This is a genomic window from Ensifer sp. GW823-FHT05D09 (assembly GCF_058795755.1).
The window spans coordinates 32,659-51,931 of record NZ_JBXAIA010000005.1 but is presented as its reverse complement, the minus strand read 5'-3'; the positions used below and the strand labels follow the sequence as shown (position 1 = coordinate 51,931).

Sequence of the window (19,273 nt, the reverse complement as noted above, 5' to 3'; positions counted from 1 at the left end):
ACACCGCGCCGACCTAAGCCAAATCACCACGAAAATTCAATGCGTTGCGCCTCCCACGCGACGCGATTGCGCGACTTTGCATGTCGCGTGCCGAGGATTGAAAAAATGAAATCGTCTAGGCAAATCGCAGAAACTGCGACATTTCAAAGCTTCGCCAACTGCTACCTCCGCGAGGTCAATCCCGGCGTGCCGGTGATGCACCGGACCGCTGGCGGCGCCTGCGACAGCATCGAATGGTCGCTTCCCCGCCAGCAAATGATGCTGCGTGTCGAGGTCACATCATCGTCTCTTTGCGGCCCGCTTCACTTCGGCAGGGCCTGGGGGCGCCATGTCTCCGAACCGTCGTGGCGGCCGATCGAGCTGATGTCCGCCCTTCATATGCTGGTCCAGGCCGCCTATCGCCAGGACGATGGCGGCCAGACGGATGCTCTGCGCGGCTTCGAACTCGAGCTCCTGATCCGCGTGCTCGAAAGCTACCAGCAGACGGCACTCTACCTCGACAGGACGATGCCCACTCGAGAAGGCGTCGACGATTTTCTCGAGGCCGAGCAGTCGCTCGTCTTCGGGCACTGGTTGCACCCGACGCCGAAGAGCCGGCAGGGCATGAGCTACTGGCAGCAGGAGAGCTACGCGCCGGAACTGCGTGGCCAGTTCAGGCTGCAGTATTTCGCGGCGAAGACGGCCCATGTCCGCCACGCGTCCTCGCGCCCGATAGAGGCGCCGGACATCGTGCGCTCCCTGTCCAGCCTCGATGCGGCAGATCTCCGCCTTGCCGGTGACGAATGCCTGTTGCCGATGCACCCGCTCCAGGCGGAAGCCCTGCTCCTCGACCCGCGCATTCAGGCGATGTTGCACGCCGGCATCCTGCGTCACCTCGGCCCGGCGGGTTCCCCCTTCAGCGCCACGTCCTCCGTCCGTACCGTCTATGGCGCGAACGAAGACTGGATGCTGAAATTCTCGCTTCCGGTTCGCATCACCAATTCCGTCCGCCTCAACCGCATGCAGGAGCTGGAAGCCGGCGTCGCCATGGCCAAGCTGATCGACAGGATCGGCTTTTCGAAGCGCTCGGCCAATTTCCGGATCATCCAGGACCCGGCCTATGTCACGCTCGATCTGCCGGGTGAAAGCGAGAGTGGCTTTGAAGTCATCCTGCGTGAAAACCCCTTCGCCCACGGCAGGGGGCAGGGCGTCATAACCGTGGCGGCGCTGACGGCCGACCCGCTTCCGCAAACGCAATCGAGGCTTGAGACGCTCCTGCGCATGCTTTCGATCCGCGACGGAGAAGCCGTTGCCGACGTCAGCATCGCCTGGTTCCAGCGCTATCTCGATTGCGCAGTCGAACCGCTGATCCGCCTCTACGACGACTATGGCATCGCGCTCGAGGCGCACCAGCAAAACAGCCTGCTCGACGTCGGCGCCGGCTACCCCGCCGTCAGCTACTATCGCGACAATCAGGGTTTTTATCTCTCCGAGCGCTATCGCAGCCTGCTGTCGGCCCACGTTCCGGAAACCGAGACGATCCCGTCACTCTACTTCCCCGAAAGCGAAATCCGCGACCGCTTCGCCTATTATCTCATTGTCAATCAGGTCTTTTCCGTCATCAGCCGCATGGGCCATGACGGGCTTTGCGACGAAGGTGCGCTGCTGCGGATGCTGCGCAACCACCTGGAGCAGTGCGCGCTTTCGATGACTGGCGCTGGACGCGACTTCGCAAGGCACGTGCTGGACCTGCCGACGATCGCATCCAAGGCCAACCTGACCACCCGGCTGTTCAATGTCGACGAACTGCAATCCGACCACGCGCCGATCCTCTATCGCCCCGTTGCCAACCCATTGCGGGCGCCGGCGGCACTGACGGCAGCAAGGACAACCCATGCCATTGCCTCTTGATATCAAGGGACGCCCCGATGACCGGGTGCTTCGCCAGTTGATCGCCGCCCTCTTGTTCGAAGGTATCGTCGACGCACATCGAAGTGACGGCGACGGCACCACGCATTTTCGCTGGACGCTCGGCGATCACGACTTTCGGTGCGACGCCATCCTCAGTGCATTCGGGCGAATTTGGCCGTTGCCGGGATCCGTGCAAATGCGGGAAAGCGACGGAAACTGGAATGAGGCGTCACTCCCGCTTGTGGTTTCCTCCCTGCCCGGCACCGGCATCACCCGGGCCAAGCTCTTGAACGAGATGAAGCAGACGATTGCCTTTTCCGAGTGGAACGATCGCCATCTGATCGCCCGTCCCCGGCGAGAAATGTCCTTCGCCGCGCTCGAAGGCACCATTGACGAGGGGCATCCTTATCATCCCTGCTACAAGGCGCGCATCGGCTTCTCCTACGCCGACCATGCGCTCTTCGGCCCGGAGGCAGGCCAGCCTTTCCAGCTCGTCTGGCTGCTCGTCGCCCGCCGCCATCTGCGCCAGGCCCTTCCCGACAGCGAAGACGCGTTCTGGCAGGCAGAACTCGGCACGGAGACCTGGTCGTATCTTCAGGGCATGCGAGAGCAGCTCGGCGCATCCGCCCAAGAATTCGGGCTCATACCCCTGCATCCCTGGCAATGGCGCAATCTGGGCGAGACGCTCGCCTCCGGCTGGATCGCAGCCGGCGAGGCCCATTGCGTTGGCCCTGCCGGCGACCGCTATACGGCCACGCAATCGGTACGCTCCTTGCTCAACCGGGATCGACCGCTGGCGGCCAGCATCAAGCTGCCGCTCAACATCGTCAACACATCCTCGCGGCGCATCCTCGAACCGCACTCGGTGTGCACGGCGCCGGTCATCTCACACTGGATTGGCGAGATCGTCGCTTCAGACCCAGTGTTTCGGGACGACTATCCGCTGACCATCCTGCAGGAATATGCCGGGATCATCGCCGATGCCGATGAACCGCTGGCGGGCCAAGTGGGCGCAATCTGGCGCGAGAGCGCGGAGGCGACGCTCAAAGCCGGAGAAGCCGTCATTCCCTTCACCGCGCTGATGATGGTGGAGACCGACGGACGGCCCTTTGCCGACGACTGGATCAGGCGCTTCGGGCTGATGCCATGGCTCAACCGGCTGCTCGAGGTCGCCGTCCTGCCGGTCTGGCATCTGCTCGTCCATCACGGCATCGCCGTCGAGGCCCATGGTCAGAACATGCTGCTCGTCCACCGCGATGGATGGCCGGTGCGGCTGATCCTGCGCGATTTCCACGAGAGCATCGAGTTCTCACCAAGCTTCCTGCGCGAACCGGAGAAGGCCCCCGATTTTCTGTCTCTGCATCCGTCCTACCGCGACGCCGAGCCCGACCAGTTCTACTGGACGGACAACCTGGATTCCCTGCGCGAACTGGTGATGGACACCCTGTTCGTCTACAACTTGAGCGAAGTCAGCCACCTTCTCGCCCATTGCTACGCCCTTGGTGAACCGCTGTTCTGGCAGCGGGTCGAAAATCTGCTGTCATCCTACCCGCACAGGCACGGCATGGCTGCCAGGCAGACTCAGCTCGGCCACGACAGGCCCGAAATCATCACCGAATCCCTGATGACGAGGAAGCTTCTCGCACGCAAGCCGGAGTACCACCACGTGGTGCCCAATGCGCTCGCCGCGGACAGACTTCAACGAAGGAGAAAGCCATGATCCGCATCGACGACAGGCTCTATGATCGCGCCTATTTCGACGAGACATCCGCACGGCTTGCCGGACAGATCGGCCTGAAAGAGCGAGACGACGGTCGCTATGCGGTCTGCTTTACAGAGCCTGCCGACTGGCTGGCGCTGTTCTTCGCCATCCGCAAGGCCGGCGCCAGCGTCTTGCCGATCCATCCGGGCACGCCCTATGCCGCAGCACGCAAGCTGGCGATCGGTGCCGGTTGCGACCGGCTGTTCTACAACAGCCTGACGGCGGAAGTGTTGGAACGACCGACCAACATTTCGTCTGAAGGCACGCTGCTGCAGATGAGTTCCGGCACGACCGGCGCGCCGAAATGTGTGGCGCGAACCTGGCAGGACATCGACGCCGAGATCGAAAGCTATATCGCCGCCTTCCGCGAGCCGGTGGACATGACCCCGATCGTCGCCTGCCCGACTACCCATTCCTATGGCTTGATCTGCGGCATCCTTGTGGCGCTGAAGCGCGGCCAGACGCCCGTCGTCGTCAACACCGCCAATCCGAAATACCTCCTGAAGGTCCTGCGCGAAACAGAGCGACCACTGCTCTATTCCTCGCCGGCGATCCTGCACACGCTGGCCCGGCTCCTGCCGGAGGGCGAACAGATCCACGCGACGATGACATCCGGCACGCTTCTGCCGGACCCATGGTTTGCCCAGATCCGGGCGAAGAGCCGGCACATGTTCCAGCAATATGGCTGCTCGGAAGCCGGATGCATCGCCATCAATCCTGACGTTACCGCCGCCGGCGACATGGGGTTCGTGCTGCCGCATCTTCTGCCACAGACTGGCAGCAGCGCCGAGGATACCGGCGAAATCGTGGTGACCAAGGACGACGGCATCGCCATCCACACCCGCGATCTCGGCTATCGCCGCGGTGACGGCATGCTGGTCTTCGTGTCGCGCATGGACGACATGATCAATGTCTCCGGTCTCAACGTCTATCCCCGCGACGTTGAAGATGCGGTGATGGCGATGCCCGAGGTTTCCGATGCCGTTGCCTTCCGCATCGGCGACCGCTTCGCCGGCGAACGTGTCGCGCTTCTGTTCAGTGCAGGAGAAACCGTGGCACCGCAGGCGATCCGCGAATGGTGCAACAAGCACCTCGCCAGCCATCAGTTGCCGATGGACATCCGCCAGGTCGAAGCCATCCCGCGCCAGGCCAATGGCAAGATCAGCCGCCGCGAGGTTGCCGCCCGGCACGCCGCCGGCGAGTTCAGCAAAACAATCGCCGGAGCAGCATCATGACCAGCGAAGAAACCCTGGAAGCAATCCATACGGTCCTCAGCGATCACATGATGCATCCGCATCTCGACGGCTTCGGTCCAGAAGCGCGTCTCAACGAGGATCTCTATCTGGATTCGGTGCTGATCCTGCAGATCTTTCTCAATCTGGAGCTGGAATACGGGCTGAGTGTTCCCGAAGAGGCGATCGCGCGCCAGGACGTGCAGACGGTCGCCGACCTCGTCGCCCTCTACCAGCCGAAGGCGGCAGCGACAGTCATCCCGTCGTTTCCGATGACCGGCGGTACGACCGACGAAGGGGTGCACGGTGAAGCCTATTATGACATCAAGGTGCATTGCTTCGTCAGCTGCGTCTGCGACGGGCTGAAGCGCCGGGGCCTCGACCACCGGCCGTTCTACTTCGGTGTCTGGGACGCGAAATTCGCGCTCAGCGACCGCTTCCAGCTGCTCTATCACGCACCCGAAATTAGCCAGGAATTCTTCCGTGCGTGGTTTCAGCGGCTCTACGGCGTCACCGTCCGCGAGTGGTACGACCCCGACATCAGCAAGAGCGACAACCTCGCGGTTATGCTCGATCTCGTCCGTCGGCGCCCGGACACCGGCTCCGTCATGGTCATGCTCGACATGTTCCACCTGCCGGAGCGCGAGAACAAGTTCAACCAGAACCCCTTCCCGCATTACCTCATGCTGCAGGAAACCGTCGATCCGGATACCTGGTTCGTGCACGACCCCGATTATCGCTGGGAAGGCGAGATCACGCGCGACAAGGTGATCCATGCGGTCATGCAGCCGACCGTCGGCGGCGGCTATGTGTTCGACAATGCCGAGGCGCACGCGCCGGCCGCTGAAGACCTCAAGGCTTTCTTCGAGGCGTGCTTCATCAGGGACAACAATCCGCTGGTCGACAGCATGCATGAGATCGTCACCGCCCATCTGGAAGGACGCGGCGGCATCGGTCTTTCCGATCTGGCGGCGGCCGTGCGCGAACTGCCCGTCATCACCATCCGCAAATATGCCTACGAGCACGGCTTTGCCTTCTTCTGGCGCGCCTTGAAGCTGCCGGCGCGCGAATTCGAAGGCTGGTGCGACGAGATCGAGGCACTCGTTCAGGCGCTGAAGACGCTGCATTACGACTGCATGAAGCTGAGCCAGACCGGTGAGCGCGCATTGGCCGCCCCGGTTTTCGAGCGGCTGGCTGAAGCCGACCGGATCGAGGCGAAGCTGAAAGGCAAGCTGGCGGAAATCTTCGATCTCTGGTGCGACCAGAACATTCCTGCTGACGCTCCCATGCTCAAGAGGGTTGCGCGATGAACATCTCGCTGTGCACGATCACGTTCCGTCATCATCTGATGTCGCTTGGCGAAATCGCCGCCTGGGCGCAATCCAACGATTTCCAGGGCATCGAGCTTTGGGGCGCGCATGCGCGCAACCTGGCGCAACAACCCGACCGCAATGCCGATTGGCTTGATACGTTCGGATTGAAGGTGCCGATGCTCAGCGACTATCTGCCGCTCGATGGCGACCCGGAAACGCTCAGGCACAAGACCGTCGAGCTGTGCAGGCTCGCCCGCCGTTGGCGAACCCGCAAGATCCGCACCTTCGCCGGCAATCGCGGCAGTCTCTCCGTCTGCGAAGAAGGACGGCAATTGATCGTTGACCGGCTGAAGGAGATATGTGCGATCATCGCGGGCTATGGCATTCGGCTGCTGGTCGAGACGCATCCGAAGACGCTGGCCGATACCGCCGCCTCGACATTGCGCCTGATCGAGGAGGTCGATCACCCAGCCTTTGCCATCAATTTCGATACGCTGCACGTCTGGGAAGGCGGCGACGACCCCATTGTCGTTCACCGCCAAATGAAGCAGCACATTCGCCACTACCATCTGAAGAACGTTCGTGATCGGTCGGATCTACAGGTCTTCGAGCCGGCGAACGTCTATGCCGCTGCCGGCAGCCGCGACGGCATGACGCCGTTGTTCGAAGGCACGGTCGACTATGTCGATCTTCTCCTGGAGATCGCTGACGGCGAACAAATCGATGCATCGCTGGAGTGGTTCGGCAATGATTGCCTCGACATCCTCAGGCGCGATCGCCGACAGCTGCGTCGCGTGATCGAGAGACAGGAGCCCGTTCGGCGTGCAATCAACTTTTCGTGATTGCACCGGCAGGGACCATCGCCCCTCAACGACGCACCCGACAAAAAAATGGCCCTGGCTAAATATGCCGGGGCCTATTTTTTGTTTGTTGTTTTCGTATGGAAAATTCTTAATCGATATCGTTTCGGAGCACCGAAATACTGCCTCGCCCGCATCTTAGCTCATTTTTGTCGTGAAGCGGACGAGCTGTGCTCTACCTCGCTACTGTGGCTGTCTTGCCGATGAAAATCAATCAACTTTTATGGGGTAATTTTTCATAGAACTGTGCTGGAGCATCGGGCATGATTCCAGTCTCCACACAGCCACGTCCCCCGTGGCGAGCGACGGAAAGATCGGCATTAGCCACATCAGATCGCTAAAGAATCTGACAGCGGCGCAACCGTTCCAAATGGTCTTTTACGATGGTTGAAACCACGACCAAGAGGAGACGAAGACGATGAGCCAGAAAACCTGTGCAGCCTGCGACTGCGAACTCGATCAGAACAGCATCAAGGTCAAGCTTGGGGGCAAGACGGTGGAAGTCTGCTGCGAGGAATGCGCTGCCGCGATCGGCGAAGCGGAAGCCGCAAGACAGTCGGCCGCTCCCGCCGGAAAGTGATGAAAATTCCGGGCGTTTCGCGCCCGGAATTTTCATGGAGCACCAGCCCCGCGAAGCCAGGGATTGCTTGTTGCGGGCAATCAATTTTCCCTGAGGGCAGCAACTTCCGCCTGGAGTGTCGCCACAGTCTCTTCCAGAGTCCGCAGGCGCTGCTCCAGTTCGGAAAGACCGTTCCCGCCAAACGCGGCTGCACCTGGCGTGGCGACGGCCGTCTGGTCGACCTCGCCGCACAGGAGATGCGCAAACCGGTCCTCGCGCTGGCCGGCGCCACGGTTGAGCTGCACGATCAACGGCGGCCGGCGCCCGATCATCAGATCGAGATTGTCTTTCAGATCCTCCACCGACTGGAACCGCGCCATGCGTTCGCTGCGGGACCAGAGCTCGTAGGCGGTCTGCGGACCGCGCAGCAAAAGCAGCCCGAGCACGACGATTTGCGGCGAGGTCAGCGAAAAGCGGTTGGCGGCGAGGTGCTCGTAGCGTTCGACGCGCGACGCGAAGGCCTGTCGAACCAGGCCCTTCTGGGAGAGCGAGTTGAGCGCCCGATGCACATCCGCCTGTTCCAGCGCCATCACCGGATCGCGCGCCGTCTTCTGGTTGGCGGCGGAGTGGAGGGAGTTGAGCGTCAGCGGATAGACGTCAGGCGTGGTTTCCTTCTTCTCGATCAGGCAGCCAAGAACGCGCGCTTCGATCGCATTGAGTTCAGGGAAATCGGTGTCTGGATTGGTGTTCATAAGCTCACTCTTCACGGCACGAGTTCAATGGCAGCCCGGGTTCTCCGACCGGAATGATCTTGCCCAGATCGTCCACCCATCTTGGGGCGAACGTTGCGAAATCTCCAGCCGGCCGAACCGCGTCCCTCGATAAACCGTTGCGCGACCAAGGCCAAGTTGCTTTGCACTTGCCATGGTCGATATGTGGTCGGCGGCGACCGCTGCCAGGCGCGAAGCAGGGGCCCATACGTCGCCTCGTTTTATTTCATCAACCAGGCTCAGGGCGTTTGATCGATCACGATTGCGCCGCAGTTCGCGTCGATACGGTGCCGGTCAATTTCAAGCTGATTCCACCCACTGCCCTCCCTTGCCTCACGTCGCCAGATCGCCAGCGGTTACCCAAACGGGACCGCCGCCGCGTCGCTCGGCGACAGCCCTCGAAACCAAGTTCACAGATGCCTCCCATGCCCCGTGTCACGAAAAGGGTCGTCCTGCATTTTCCGGGCTTTGAGCCCTTCGATGCGGAAGCACACCGCCTGCGTTATCAGCGTTCAGCACAACAAAGCGCCACGGCATGGGACTTCAGATCCGATGTCGGACCATTAGTCAGAACGAAACAGGCAGCGCGTTTCGATGTCGATTGCGCCGGGTCGGACTGGCAGGCGTCGAGCCGCATCCATGTTTTCGATCACGATGTGCTCGTCGACGCCTTGAGCCGGCGGTCGTTGGCGCGTCGGCTGGCGGGGGGATTTGCCAGCGCGCTGCATGTGGCGTTCAACGGCGGGCTTTGGGGTTACTTTCGCCACGCCTGGCGCTTCGGCCTGTTCGCGCTGTTCCCCTTCCTGTTGGCCGGCCTGATGACGGCGGCCGCCCTTGTCGTCGCATTCTTTCCGCACTGGTTAGACCTCTCCTCCTGGAACCTCCTGTGGAGCGTGCCGCTGGCAGCGCTTCTGGTCAGGCAGGTCCTGCTGCCGTTCGCGGCGAAGTTCCACACGTTGCATCTGTTTGCCGACTGGGAAATGGCCGTTGCCTTGGCGAGACTGGATCGGCCCGATTTCAACCTCTGGCTCGAAAGCTGTGTGGACGGCGCCCGCGAAGCGTTCAGCGAAAACGCCGACGAGTATCTGATCAGTTCGCACAGCATGGGTTCAAGCGTCGCCGCGCATGTCATCGGCCTGTTGATCGAGCGGCACCCGGATATTCTGGCCGGCAAACGGGTGGTGTTCGCAACGCTTGGCGGCGCGATCCTGCAATGCGCGCTGATGCGGCCGGCACAAGCCCTTCGCGCCCGGATCAGGGCCATAGCGCGCGCCAAGGAGATCTTCTGGTTCGAGGTGCAGTGCCTGACGGATGTGGTCAATTTCTACAAGACGCGGACCGTCACGCTGGCCGGACACCCGCAGGAAAAGCAACCGTCCATCGCCTATATCAGGGTCAAGCACATGCTGTCGGCTGACCGCTACCGTAAGATCAGACGCAACTTTCTGCGCGTGCATCGTCAGTACGTCCTCGGCCCAGACGTTCGCGCATGCTTCGATTTTACCTTGCTGACCGCAGGTCCACTGCCGGCGGCGGCGTTTGCAAGCTTCTCGCGAACGAACATGCCGGTCCTTTGAGCTTTATGACCATTGATCGTTGATGCCCGTGCCAGGGCCATCTTCGCCGGGCTGACGGCGTTTCGATTTCAACCGGCTTTTGCGGGCTTCGCGACGCCGGAGCGGTCGCGCGCGTCTGCATAAGGATCGCATCGCCTCGATCAAGTGACGGTCAAGTGACACGCGAGTTGATCCGAGGGGCCGGGAGAAGTATTTATCATGTCGACATAAGGATTCTCGACATGACCGACACCGATTCCAGCCCAACACTCGAGCGCAAGCGTGGCTCCGGCGTAAAGATGGTCTATGACCTTCTGCGTGACGAAATTCTCGATCTGGCGCTGCCGCCGGGCAGCCCGATCGACGAGGTCCAGCTTGCGGAACGCTTCAAGATGTCCCGCACGCCGATCCGCGAAGCGCTGGTGCGACTTGCCGGTGAAGGCCTGATCGACACGCTACCGAACCGATCGACGATGGTTTCGAGCATCGACTTCCTCAACATGCACACGTTCTTCGACGCACTCGTGCTGATGTATCGCGTCACGACGCGGCTTGCCGCGCAGAACCATCGGCCGGAAGATCTGCCTGTTATTCGCGGCTTCCACGAAGACTATGCCGCAGCCATCAAGTCGGGCGACGCGCTGGCGATGATCGCCACCAATGCCGCCTTCCACGCGGCGATCGCAGAAGCCGGCCGCAATCCTTATTTCACCAGCCTTTTCCGCCGGCTTCTGGACGAAGGACGGCGCATCCTGCGCCTCTACTACCAGTCCTACGAGGAGCAATTCCCGCAGCGCTTCGTCGACGAGCACGCCGAAATCATCGCCGCGATTACAGCGCGCGACCTCGAGGCCGCCGACCGTCTCGGCAAGGCGCATGCCGAGCAGATCGTCCAGCAGGTGCAAAAACTCTTCGCCCGGAAAAACACGCTCGACATCGCTCTGTAGCGATCTTTGTATTTTTCTTGTCGACAAATAAAATACAAACAGATATATCTGATCTCCAGAGGCACGGGAAACGTCCGCCGCGGATGGCGCATACGAACCGTGCCGAGTGACCAAGCCGAGAGGAGTTTCAGATGAAGGCACAGATTTTCACCGGCGTCATTCCGGCGTTGATGACCCCCTGCAAGGAAGACCGCACCCCGGATTTCGACGCGCTGGTGCGCAAGGGCAAGGACCTGATCGCCCAGGGCATGTCGGCAGTGGTTTATTGCGGCTCGATGGGTGACTGGCCGCTTCTGACCGACGCGCAGCGCATGGAAGGCGTCGAGCGCCTGGTCAAGGCCGGCATTCCGGTCATCGTCGGCACCGGCGCCGTCAACACCGCATCGGCCGTCGCCCACGCGGCGCATGCCGAGAAGGTCGGCGCCCAGGGCCTGATGGTCATCCCGCGCGTGCTGTCGCGTGGCTCTGTTGTCGCCGCACAGAAGAACCATTTCAAGGATATCCTGTCGGCCGCCCCGAGCCTGCCGGCAGTCATCTACAACAGCCCCTACTACGGCTTTGCCACCCGCGCCGACCTGTTCTTCGCATTGCGCGCCGAACATCCGAACCTCGTCGGCTTCAAGGAATTCGGCGGTGCCGCCGACATGCGTTATGCGGCTGAGAACATCACCAGCCGTGACGATGGCGTCTCGCTGATGATCGGCGTCGACACGGCGGTGTTCCACGGCTTCGTCAACTGCGGCGCGACCGGTGCGATCACCGGCATCGGCTGCGTGCTGCCGAAGGAAGTCATCCACATGTGCAACCTGTCGCGGGCAGCCGCCGAAGGCGACGTCGATGCACGCCTTCGCGCGCTGGAGCTGGAACAGGCGCTCGCCGTGCTTTCCTCCTTCGACGAAGGCCCGGACCTGGTTCTCTACTTCAAGCACATGATGGTGCTGAAGGGCGACAAGGAATACACGCTGCACTTCAACGAGAGCGATGCGCTCTCGGACAGCCAGCGCGGCTACGTCGAAGCCCAGTTCAAGCTGTTCAACAGCTGGTACGCCGAGTGGAGCAAGCTCCCGGGCGCGGTCCAGAAGTACAAGGCCTGATCGTCCGCATCGGCCCTAAAAACAGAAGGCCCTCCGGTTGGAGGGCCTTTTTCGTTTGGCATTCCCGTCTTTGCGCCGAGGGATTGCGGCGCGGCTGCGCCGTCGCTTATGCGACGGCGTCGAGCCCGAGTGCGAGCAGTCGGTCGAGCTGCTCCATCTCTGCCTTGTTGAGGACAATGCCTTCGGCTTGCGACTTGGCGCGGGCCACGAAACGGCGCTGCGACGGCAGGCGGGCGCCCTGGCCGACGATCGCCTCGAACAGAACCTCAGCACGATCGAACGGATTGCCCGGTCGTCCAGCCGCGAATTTCTCCGGCGAGAAGGCGATGATCAGCTCGCCATGGAAAGGTGCCAAGGTCGTGGTGCCGAGATACTCCAGTACTTCGGGGCTCGTCAGGTCGCCGATCATGATGCCGGCGAGAAGTTCGACCATGGTGCCGATGGCCGACCCCTTGTGACCGCCGAAGGGCAGCATGGCGCCGGCAAGGGCTGCTTCCGGATCGGTCGTCGGATTGCCCTCGGCATCGATCGCCCAGCCCTCCGGCAGCGGCTTGCCCGCACGTCGATGCAACTCGATCTCGCCGCGCGCGGCAACCGAGGTCGCAAAGTCGAAAACGTAGGGCGGCTGGTTCTGGCGCGGCCAGCCGAAGGCGAAGGGGTTGGTGCCCAACAGCGGCTTGTTGCCTCCGGTCGGCGCGACCGTCGCATAGCTCGGGCACATGACAAGGCCGGCAAGCCCTTCTCCGGTCAAGCCTTCCACTTCAGGCCAGAGCGCCGAGAAATGGGTGCAGTCGTTGATGACGAGTGCGGCCATGCCCAGCGTCCGGGCACGTTCGGCGAGCACTGGCAGACCAAGTTCGAAGGCCGGGTTGGCAAAACCGCCTTTGGCATTGACCTTGACGATGGCCGAGCCTTCCTGCGCCAGCAGTTCGGGGACCGCGTCCGGTTTCACCTTGCCGGCCTTGACGGTACGCAACGCTCCTTCGATACGGTAGATGCCGTGCGACTTGCAGGCGTCACGCTCGCCCGCCACGATCACCCGTGCAAGGGCTCCGGCCTGGACGGCGTTGAGCCCGCCTTTGCGGAAGATCGCCTCGACCCGCTCCTGAACTGCGGAGATCGTCAGGGTGGTGGTCTCACTCATCTTGTACCTTTCTGGCTGCGTATGACCCTATGCGGGCGGTTGAAGTTCTGCATACATAGAGTATACAAAGATCCGACAAGTGCAAATCGGCTGCGAGCTATTCATGCCGAAAGACACCGGTGTTCTCAAGAAAGGATCCGCAGATGGTCTTCACCCCCAAAGGAAAACATCTCGTCGCCGGCGAGTGGCTTGACGGCGCAGGCACCTTCGCCTCGTCACCGGCCCATGGCCCGTCGCATGATTTCGCCGTCGGCACCGTGGAGCTGGTCAACCGTGCATGCGAAGCTGCCGAGGAAGCGTTCTGGACCTACGGCAATTCTTCGCGGGCCGAGCGCGCCGCCTTCCTGCGCGCCATCGCCGACGAGATCGAGGCCCGCGCCGAGGCGATCACCGAAATCGGCAGCCAGGAAACCGGCCTTCCGGAAGCGCGCCTGCAGGGTGAACGCGGCCGCACCACCGGTCAGCTGCGGCTGTTTGCCGACCATATCGAGGCGGGCGCCTACCTTGACCGTCGTTTCGACGCCGCCCTTCCCGAGCGCCAGCCGGCGCCCCGCCCCGAAATCCGGCTGATCCAGCGGCCGATCGGCCCGGTTGCCGTCTTCGGCGCCTCCAACTTCCCGCTCGCGTTTTCGACCGCCGGCGGCGATACTGCCGCAGCGCTTGCCGCCGGTTGCCCCGTCGTCGTCAAGGGCCACTCGGCCCATCCCGGCACCGGTGAGATCGTCGCCGAGGCTGTCGAAGCCGCCATCCGCAAGACCGGCGTCCATCCGGGCGTCTTCTCGCTGATCCAGGGCGGCAACCGACAGGTCGGCGAAGCACTGGTGCAGCATCCGTTGATCAAGGCCGTCGGCTTCACCGGCTCGCTCGCCGGTGGCCGTGCGCTCTTCAATCTCTGCGCCGCACGGCCGGAGCCGATCCCGTTCTTCGGCGAACTCGGCTCGGTCAACCCGATGTTCCTGTTGCCGCAAGCGTTGAAGGCCCGTGCCGAGTCGCTTGGCCAAGGCTGGGCAGGCTCGCTGACGATGGGCGCAGGCCAGTTCTGCACCAATCCGGGCATTGCGGTGGTGATCGAAGGCTCCGACGCCGACCGCTTCACGGCGGCGGCGACCGAAGCACTCGGCAAGGTGGCGGCGCAGACCATGCTGACCGACGGGATCGCCAAGGCCTATCGCGACGGGCAGGAGCGGTTCACCACCCGCAACAGCGTCAAGCCGCTGCTGGTGACCAACTCGGCAGACCGCACCGCATCGCCCAATCTGTTCGAGACCACCGGCGCGCAGTTTCTGGCCGACCACGCGCTCGGCGAGGAAGTCTTCGGTCCGCTCGGCCTCGTCGTCCGCGTGAATTCTGAAGACGAGATGGAGCAGCTCGCGCGCGGGCTCCAGGGACAGCTGACGGTCACCGTGCACATGGATGCGGGCGACACGCAGCCAGCCCTGCGCCTGCGCCCCATTCTTGAGCGGAAAGCTGGCCGCCTCCTGGTCAACGGTTTTCCGACCGGGGTCGAAGTGGTAGATTCCATGGTGCACGGTGGGCCTTATCCGGCCTCGACGAACTTTGGGGCAACCAGCGTCGGGACCATGTCGATCCGTCGGTTCCTGCGTCCCGTCGCCTACCAGAACATGCCGGAGGCCTTGCTGCCCGAAGACTTCGGCAACTGACACGCGACCGATCGCTGCGTTGGGATCCCGTTTGACGAAATAAATGGGATCCCCGCACGCGGCCGGCGTTAGGATCATATACTTTTTGTATACTGTTTGTATTTTTAGGTTGATTTACGCTCTCCAAAGCGGAATATTGCGGTCGCCGTCAAACGGCACACCAATTCAGGGAGAGAGAAAAATGAAGACCTCGGTCCTAGCCTTCGGCCTCGTTGCCGCCACTGCTCTGACCAGCCCGGCCCATGCCGACAAGCTGGATGACATCATCGGCTCGGGTACGCTGCGTTGCGCAGTGGTTCTTGACTTCCCGCCGATGGGTTCTCGCGACGAGAACAACAACCCGATCGGCTTCGACGTCGACTATTGCAACGACCTGGCAAAGGCGCTTGGCGTCACCGCCGAGATCGTTGAAACTCCCTTCCCCGAGCGCATTCCCGCGCTGATGTCCGGACGCGTCGACGTCGGTGTCGCGTCGACCTCCGACACGCTCGAGCGCGCCAAGACTGTTGGCATGACCATCCCCTACTTCGCCTTCGAAATGGCCGTCACCGCCAATGAAAAGACCGGCATCAAGTCCTTCGAAGACATGAAGGGCAAGGTTGTCGGCGCCACCGCCGGCACCTTCGAAGCCATCGCTCTCGAAAAGCAGGTCAAGGAATGGGGTGCGGGCGAATTCCGTCCTTACCAGACCCAGGCCGACGTCTTCCTCGCTCTCAGCCAGGGCCAGATCGATGCAACCGTGTCGACCTCGACCGTTGCGCAGGCCAATGTGAAGACCGGCAAGTTCCCGGGCATCGCAGTCGTCGGCAAGGCGCCGTTCGACACCGACTACGTCGCTCTCTTCACCAACCGCGAAGAATACGGCCTCATCAACTATCTTAACCTCTTCATCAACCAGCAGGTCCGCACCGGCCGCTATGCCGAACTCTACGAAAAGTGGGTCGGCGGCGAGCTGCCTTCGCTGGCGGTGAACGGCGTATACCGCTAATCTGTCCGTTTCTCTGGCGGCGCGAGGCAAACACCTCGCGCCGTCATACCAAGATGCGTTGATATTGACTGATTGCGTGGGGCCGCAAGGCGGCCCACCCGAGAGGCCGGGCACTCCGGATTGATCGGCCAATGTCAGCGCATATTGGTATCGCCCATTTTCGAAAAGGTGAGACGGCGATGTTCAATTACACCTTCCATTGGAACCAGGCGCTGAAAGCATTGCCGCAAATGCTTGACGGCGCGCTGGTCACGCTGCAGATCGCGCTGCTGTCGATGCTGATCGGCGTGATCTGCGCACTCGCGCTGACGGGGTTCCGCCTGTCCGGCAACCGCGTCCTCAGCGGCTTTGCCACCACCTGGATCGAGATCGCGCGCAACACGCCCGCGCTCTTCCAGATTTACATGGCCCATTTCGGCCTCGGCAATTTCGGCATCCATCTGAGCCCCTACACGGCCCTCCTGGTCGGCATCGCCTTCAACAATGCGGGCTATCTGGCCGAAAACTTCCGCGGCGCCCTGAAGGCGATACCGGACACCCAGACCAGAGCCGGCCGTTCGCTTGGCATGTCGGCGATACAGGCCTTCCGCTACATCGTGCTGCCGCAGATGCTGCGCATCGCGTTCCTGCCGACCACCAACCAGATGGTCTGGGCAATCCTGATGACTTCGCTCGGCGTGACCGTCGGCATGAACACCGATCTTGCCGGTGTCACGCAGGAGCTGAACGCACGGTCGTTCCGCACCTTCGAATTCTTCGCGCTGGCTGCGGTGATCTACTACATCATCGCCAAGGCCGTTACCCTCGCTGCCCGAGCAATTGCCTCGCGCATGTTCCGCTACTGAGAGAGGTGAGAGATGTTTAATACCGCCCTCACCTGGAGTGATCTCGCCTTTCTGGCACAGGGTGCGGCGATGACCCTCGCCGTCACCGCCGTCTCGGTCACCGCCGGCACGCTGCTCGGCATCCTCTTCGGGGTGATCCGCGTTCAGGCCGGACCCTACTGGTCCATGCCGCTGACCTTCGTGCTCGACGTGTTTCGCTCCGTGCCGCTGTTGATCCAGCTGGTGCTCGCCAATGCTTTCCAGTCCATCGCGAAGTTGGGCTGGGCTCCGTTCACCACCTCCTGCGTGGTGCTGTCGCTCTACACCGCCGCCTATTGCACGGAGATCGTGCGCGGCGGCATTACGTCGGTGCCGCCGACCACGCGCCGCGCCGCGCGCTCGCTCGGCATGACCTGGTGGCAGGACATGCGCTACATCGTGGCGCCGCTTGCCACCCGGGTCTCGCTGCCCTCCTGGATCGGCCTCACGCTCGGCGTCATGAAGGACTCCGCGCTCGTGCTCTGGCTCGGTCTGATCGAGCTTCTGCGCGCCTCGCAGATCCTCGTCACTCGCCTGCAGGAACCGCTGTTCATTCTTCTGATCTGCGGTGCAATCTACTTCCTCATCAGCTTCCCCATCGCCCGGCTTGGTGGGTATCTCGAAAAACGGTGGTCCCCCAATGATTGAGATTGAAAACGTCCGCAAATCCTTCGGCACGCTGGAAGTTCTGAAAGGCATCGACCTTACCGTCCAGAAGGGTGAAGTCGTCACCGTCATCGGCGGTTCGGGCTCCGGAAAATCGACCCTGCTCACCTGCATCAACGGCCTCGAGCCGATCGATGCCGGTCGGATCAAGGTCGACGGCACCGAAGTTCATGCCAAGAGCACGGATCTCAACAAGCTGCGCAGCAAGATCGGCATCGTTTTCCAGCAATGGAACGCATTTCCGCACCTGACCGTGCTTGAAAACGTCATGCTCGCCCCGCGCAAGGTGCTCGGCCAGTCCAAGCAGGCGGCAGAGGAAATGGCCGTCAAGCAGCTGACCCATGTCGGCCTCGGTGAGAAGCTCCAGGTCTACCCGAACCGTATGTCCGGTGGCCAGCAGCAGCGCATGGCGATTGCCCGCGCCCTTGCCATGTCGCCGGAATACATGCTGTTCGACGAAGTGACCTCGGCGCTCGACCCGCAGCTCGTCGGCGAAGTGCTCGACACGCTGCGCATGCTCGCCTCCGAGGGCATGACGATGATCTGCGTCACGCACGAAATGAAGTTCGCCCGCGAAGTGTCCGACCGGGTGGCCTTCTTCCACAAGGGCGTGATGGCCGAGATCGCCCCGCCGGAGGCGCTGTTCGGTGCACCGAAGGATCCAGAACTGCAAAAGTTCCTGGCTGCGACACACTGAGCCGATCATGAAGGATGCAGCTCAGCCTGACGTCATCGTCATCGGCGCCGGCGTTGTCGGCCTTTCCGCCGCAATTGCGGCCCAGGCGCGGGGGCTTTCGGTCACCGTGCTCGACCGGGAGGGCCCCGCGGCCGGGGCTTCGGCTGGTAATGCCGGAGCCTTTGCCTTCACCGACATCCTGCCGCTCGCCTCGCCCGGCATTTTGAAAAAGGCGCCGAAGTGGTTGCTCGACCCGCTGGGGCCGCTGAGTGTCCCGCCCGCCTACGCCGCGCAGATAGCGCCGTGGATGTTCCGCTTCTGGCGGGCGTGCTCGCCGAAGCGGGTGGCCCATTCGACCGCCGCCCAGACGGCGATGATGGATCTGTCCAAGGCGGAGCTGGAACCGTTCCTTGCCGCCACCGGCACGCTGCCGATGCTGCGCAAGGAAGGCAATCTTCAGGTCTATGAAAGCGACGCCGAGCTCAAGGCTTCGCAGCCCGGATGGGACGCGCGGTCTAAGCACGGCATCGAGTTCCGCCATATGGGTGCCGCCGAGATGGCCGGGATCCAGCCGGGTCTCGCACCCCGCTTCACCCATGGCACGTTTACGCCGGGATGGTACTCGATCGCCGACCCCAAGCTCTATACGCTGGCGCTCGCGGAGCATTTCCGCTCCAGAGGCGGCGCCATCGAGCGCGCCGAGGTTACGGCCCTTGCGACGATCGACGACGGTGTCGAAGTCCGCACGACGAACGGCAACACGCGGCGGGCAGCGCAGGTCGTGCTTGCAGCCGGCGCCTTCTCCCACCGGATCGCCAAATCCCTGGGCGAGAGCATCCCGCTCGAAACCGAGCGCGGCTACAACACCACGCTGCCGGCAGATGCCTTCGACCTGCGCACGCAGGTCACCTTCGGCGGCCATGGCTTCGTCGTCACCCGCCTCTCGACCGGCATCCGTGTCGGCGGTGCGGTGGAACTCGGCGGCTTGACGCTGCCGCCGAATTATCGCCGGTCCGAGGCCATGCTCAAGAAGGCCCAAACCTTCCTGCCAGGCCTCAAGCCCACGGGCGGCGTGCAGTGGATGGGTTTCCGCCCGTCGCTGCCCGACAGCCTTCCGGCCATCGGCCGCGCCCGCGCGACGGCGCGGGTCGTCTATGCTTTCGGTCACGGCCATCTCGGCCTGACCCAATCGGCGGGCACCGCCCGGCTGGTCGCGGATCTCCTGACCAACCAGTCCCCGACGATTGACATCGCCCCCTTCTCGCCGCAACGGTTCTGACAGAGGTTTCGAC

General features: G+C 62.5%; 17 protein-coding genes. 15 read left to right on the top strand and 2 right to left on the bottom strand.

Going from position 1 to position 19,273, the window contains the following annotated elements; genetic code table 11:
• Positions 1–105: 105 nt before the first annotated feature.
• From AC1Q80_RS16240 to AC1Q80_RS16215, 6 genes are all read left to right on the top strand, one after another.
• Positions 106–1,890 carry an IucA/IucC family protein gene (locus AC1Q80_RS16240; RefSeq protein ID WP_492361110.1) on the top strand — a complete coding sequence of 595 codons (1,785 nt, stop codon included), beginning with the start codon at positions 106–108 and terminating at the stop codon, positions 1,888–1,890.
• On the top strand, positions 1,874–3,610 hold the full coding sequence (locus AC1Q80_RS16235; protein WP_492361109.1) for an IucA/IucC family protein: 1,737 nt from the start codon (positions 1,874–1,876) through the stop codon (positions 3,608–3,610). Before AC1Q80_RS16240 ends, AC1Q80_RS16235 begins: the two co-directional genes overlap by 17 nt.
• Complete coding sequence (locus tag AC1Q80_RS16230) at positions 3,607–4,887, top strand: AMP-binding protein (protein ID WP_492361108.1); 1,281 nt, start codon at positions 3,607–3,609, stop codon at positions 4,885–4,887. Before AC1Q80_RS16235 ends, AC1Q80_RS16230 begins: the two co-directional genes overlap by 4 nt.
• On the top strand, positions 4,884–6,194 hold the full coding sequence (locus tag AC1Q80_RS16225; RefSeq protein WP_492361107.1) for a DUF6005 family protein: 1,311 nt from the start codon (positions 4,884–4,886) through the stop codon (positions 6,192–6,194). Before AC1Q80_RS16230 ends, AC1Q80_RS16225 begins: the two co-directional genes overlap by 4 nt.
• Positions 6,191–7,039 carry a sugar phosphate isomerase/epimerase family protein gene (locus AC1Q80_RS16220; protein ID WP_492361106.1) on the top strand — a complete coding sequence of 283 codons (849 nt, stop codon included), beginning with the start codon at positions 6,191–6,193 and terminating at the stop codon, positions 7,037–7,039. Before AC1Q80_RS16225 ends, AC1Q80_RS16220 begins: the two co-directional genes overlap by 4 nt.
• A 436-nt stretch (positions 7,040–7,475) precedes the next feature.
• Complete coding sequence (locus AC1Q80_RS16215) at positions 7,476–7,637, top strand: hypothetical protein (protein ID WP_173421493.1); 162 nt, start codon at positions 7,476–7,478, stop codon at positions 7,635–7,637.
• A gap of 80 nt (positions 7,638–7,717) precedes the next feature.
• Here AC1Q80_RS16215 and AC1Q80_RS16210 read toward each other — a convergent pair whose 3' ends face one another.
• Positions 7,718–8,368: a YceH family protein gene (locus AC1Q80_RS16210; protein WP_209789276.1), complete on the bottom strand. Its 651-nt coding sequence runs from the start codon at positions 8,366–8,368 to the stop codon at positions 7,718–7,720.
• 137 nt (positions 8,369–8,505) lie between these two features.
• Between AC1Q80_RS16210 and AC1Q80_RS16205 the strand changes: the two genes are divergently transcribed.
• The 3 genes from AC1Q80_RS16205 to AC1Q80_RS16195 all read left to right on the top strand — a co-directional run bounded on the left by AC1Q80_RS16205 (position 8,506) and on the right by AC1Q80_RS16195 (position 11,983).
• Complete coding sequence (locus AC1Q80_RS16205; RefSeq protein ID WP_492361105.1) at positions 8,506–9,963, top strand: hypothetical protein; 1,458 nt, start codon at positions 8,506–8,508, stop codon at positions 9,961–9,963.
• 221 nt (positions 9,964–10,184) lie between these two features.
• Entirely contained in the window at positions 10,185–10,889 is a 705-nt protein-coding gene (locus AC1Q80_RS16200) for a GntR family transcriptional regulator (RefSeq protein ID WP_492361104.1), read from the top strand.
• Positions 10,890–11,020: 131 nt separating this feature from the next.
• Complete coding sequence (locus tag AC1Q80_RS16195; protein WP_209789272.1) at positions 11,021–11,983, top strand: dihydrodipicolinate synthase family protein; 963 nt, start codon at positions 11,021–11,023, stop codon at positions 11,981–11,983.
• A gap of 106 nt (positions 11,984–12,089) precedes the next feature.
• On the opposite strand, the gene AC1Q80_RS16190 is transcribed toward AC1Q80_RS16195, so the two are convergent.
• Entirely contained in the window at positions 12,090–13,127 is a 1,038-nt protein-coding gene (locus tag AC1Q80_RS16190; RefSeq protein ID WP_173421489.1) for an Ldh family oxidoreductase, read from the bottom strand.
• A gap of 143 nt (positions 13,128–13,270) precedes the next feature.
• On the opposite strand from AC1Q80_RS16190, the gene AC1Q80_RS16185 reads away from it, so the two are divergent.
• The 6 genes from AC1Q80_RS16185 to AC1Q80_RS16160 all read left to right on the top strand — a co-directional run bounded on the left by AC1Q80_RS16185 (position 13,271) and on the right by AC1Q80_RS16160 (position 19,260).
• Positions 13,271–14,788, top strand: coding sequence for an aldehyde dehydrogenase (NADP(+)) (locus tag AC1Q80_RS16185; RefSeq protein WP_209789270.1), 1,518 nt, complete (start codon positions 13,271–13,273; stop codon positions 14,786–14,788).
• 181 nt (positions 14,789–14,969) lie between these two features.
• Positions 14,970–15,776, top strand: a complete 807-nt coding sequence (locus AC1Q80_RS16180; protein WP_173421487.1) for an ABC transporter substrate-binding protein — start codon at positions 14,970–14,972, stop codon at positions 15,774–15,776.
• Positions 15,777–15,955: 179 nt separating this feature from the next.
• Positions 15,956–16,621, top strand: a complete 666-nt coding sequence (locus AC1Q80_RS16175; RefSeq protein WP_173422233.1) for an amino acid ABC transporter permease — start codon at positions 15,956–15,958, stop codon at positions 16,619–16,621.
• A gap of 12 nt (positions 16,622–16,633) precedes the next feature.
• The gene (locus AC1Q80_RS16170) at positions 16,634–17,287 is read left to right on the top strand and encodes an amino acid ABC transporter permease (RefSeq protein ID WP_173421486.1); all 654 of its coding nucleotides are present in this window, start codon (positions 16,634–16,636) and stop codon (positions 17,285–17,287) included.
• Complete coding sequence (locus AC1Q80_RS16165; protein ID WP_173421485.1) at positions 17,280–18,002, top strand: amino acid ABC transporter ATP-binding protein; 723 nt, start codon at positions 17,280–17,282, stop codon at positions 18,000–18,002. Before AC1Q80_RS16170 ends, AC1Q80_RS16165 begins: the two co-directional genes overlap by 8 nt.
• 7 nt (positions 18,003–18,009) lie before the next feature.
• Positions 18,010–19,260 carry an NAD(P)/FAD-dependent oxidoreductase gene (locus tag AC1Q80_RS16160; protein ID WP_492361103.1) on the top strand — a complete coding sequence of 417 codons (1,251 nt, stop codon included), beginning with the start codon at positions 18,010–18,012 and terminating at the stop codon, positions 19,258–19,260.
• The last annotated feature ends 13 nt before the right edge of the window (positions 19,261–19,273 follow it).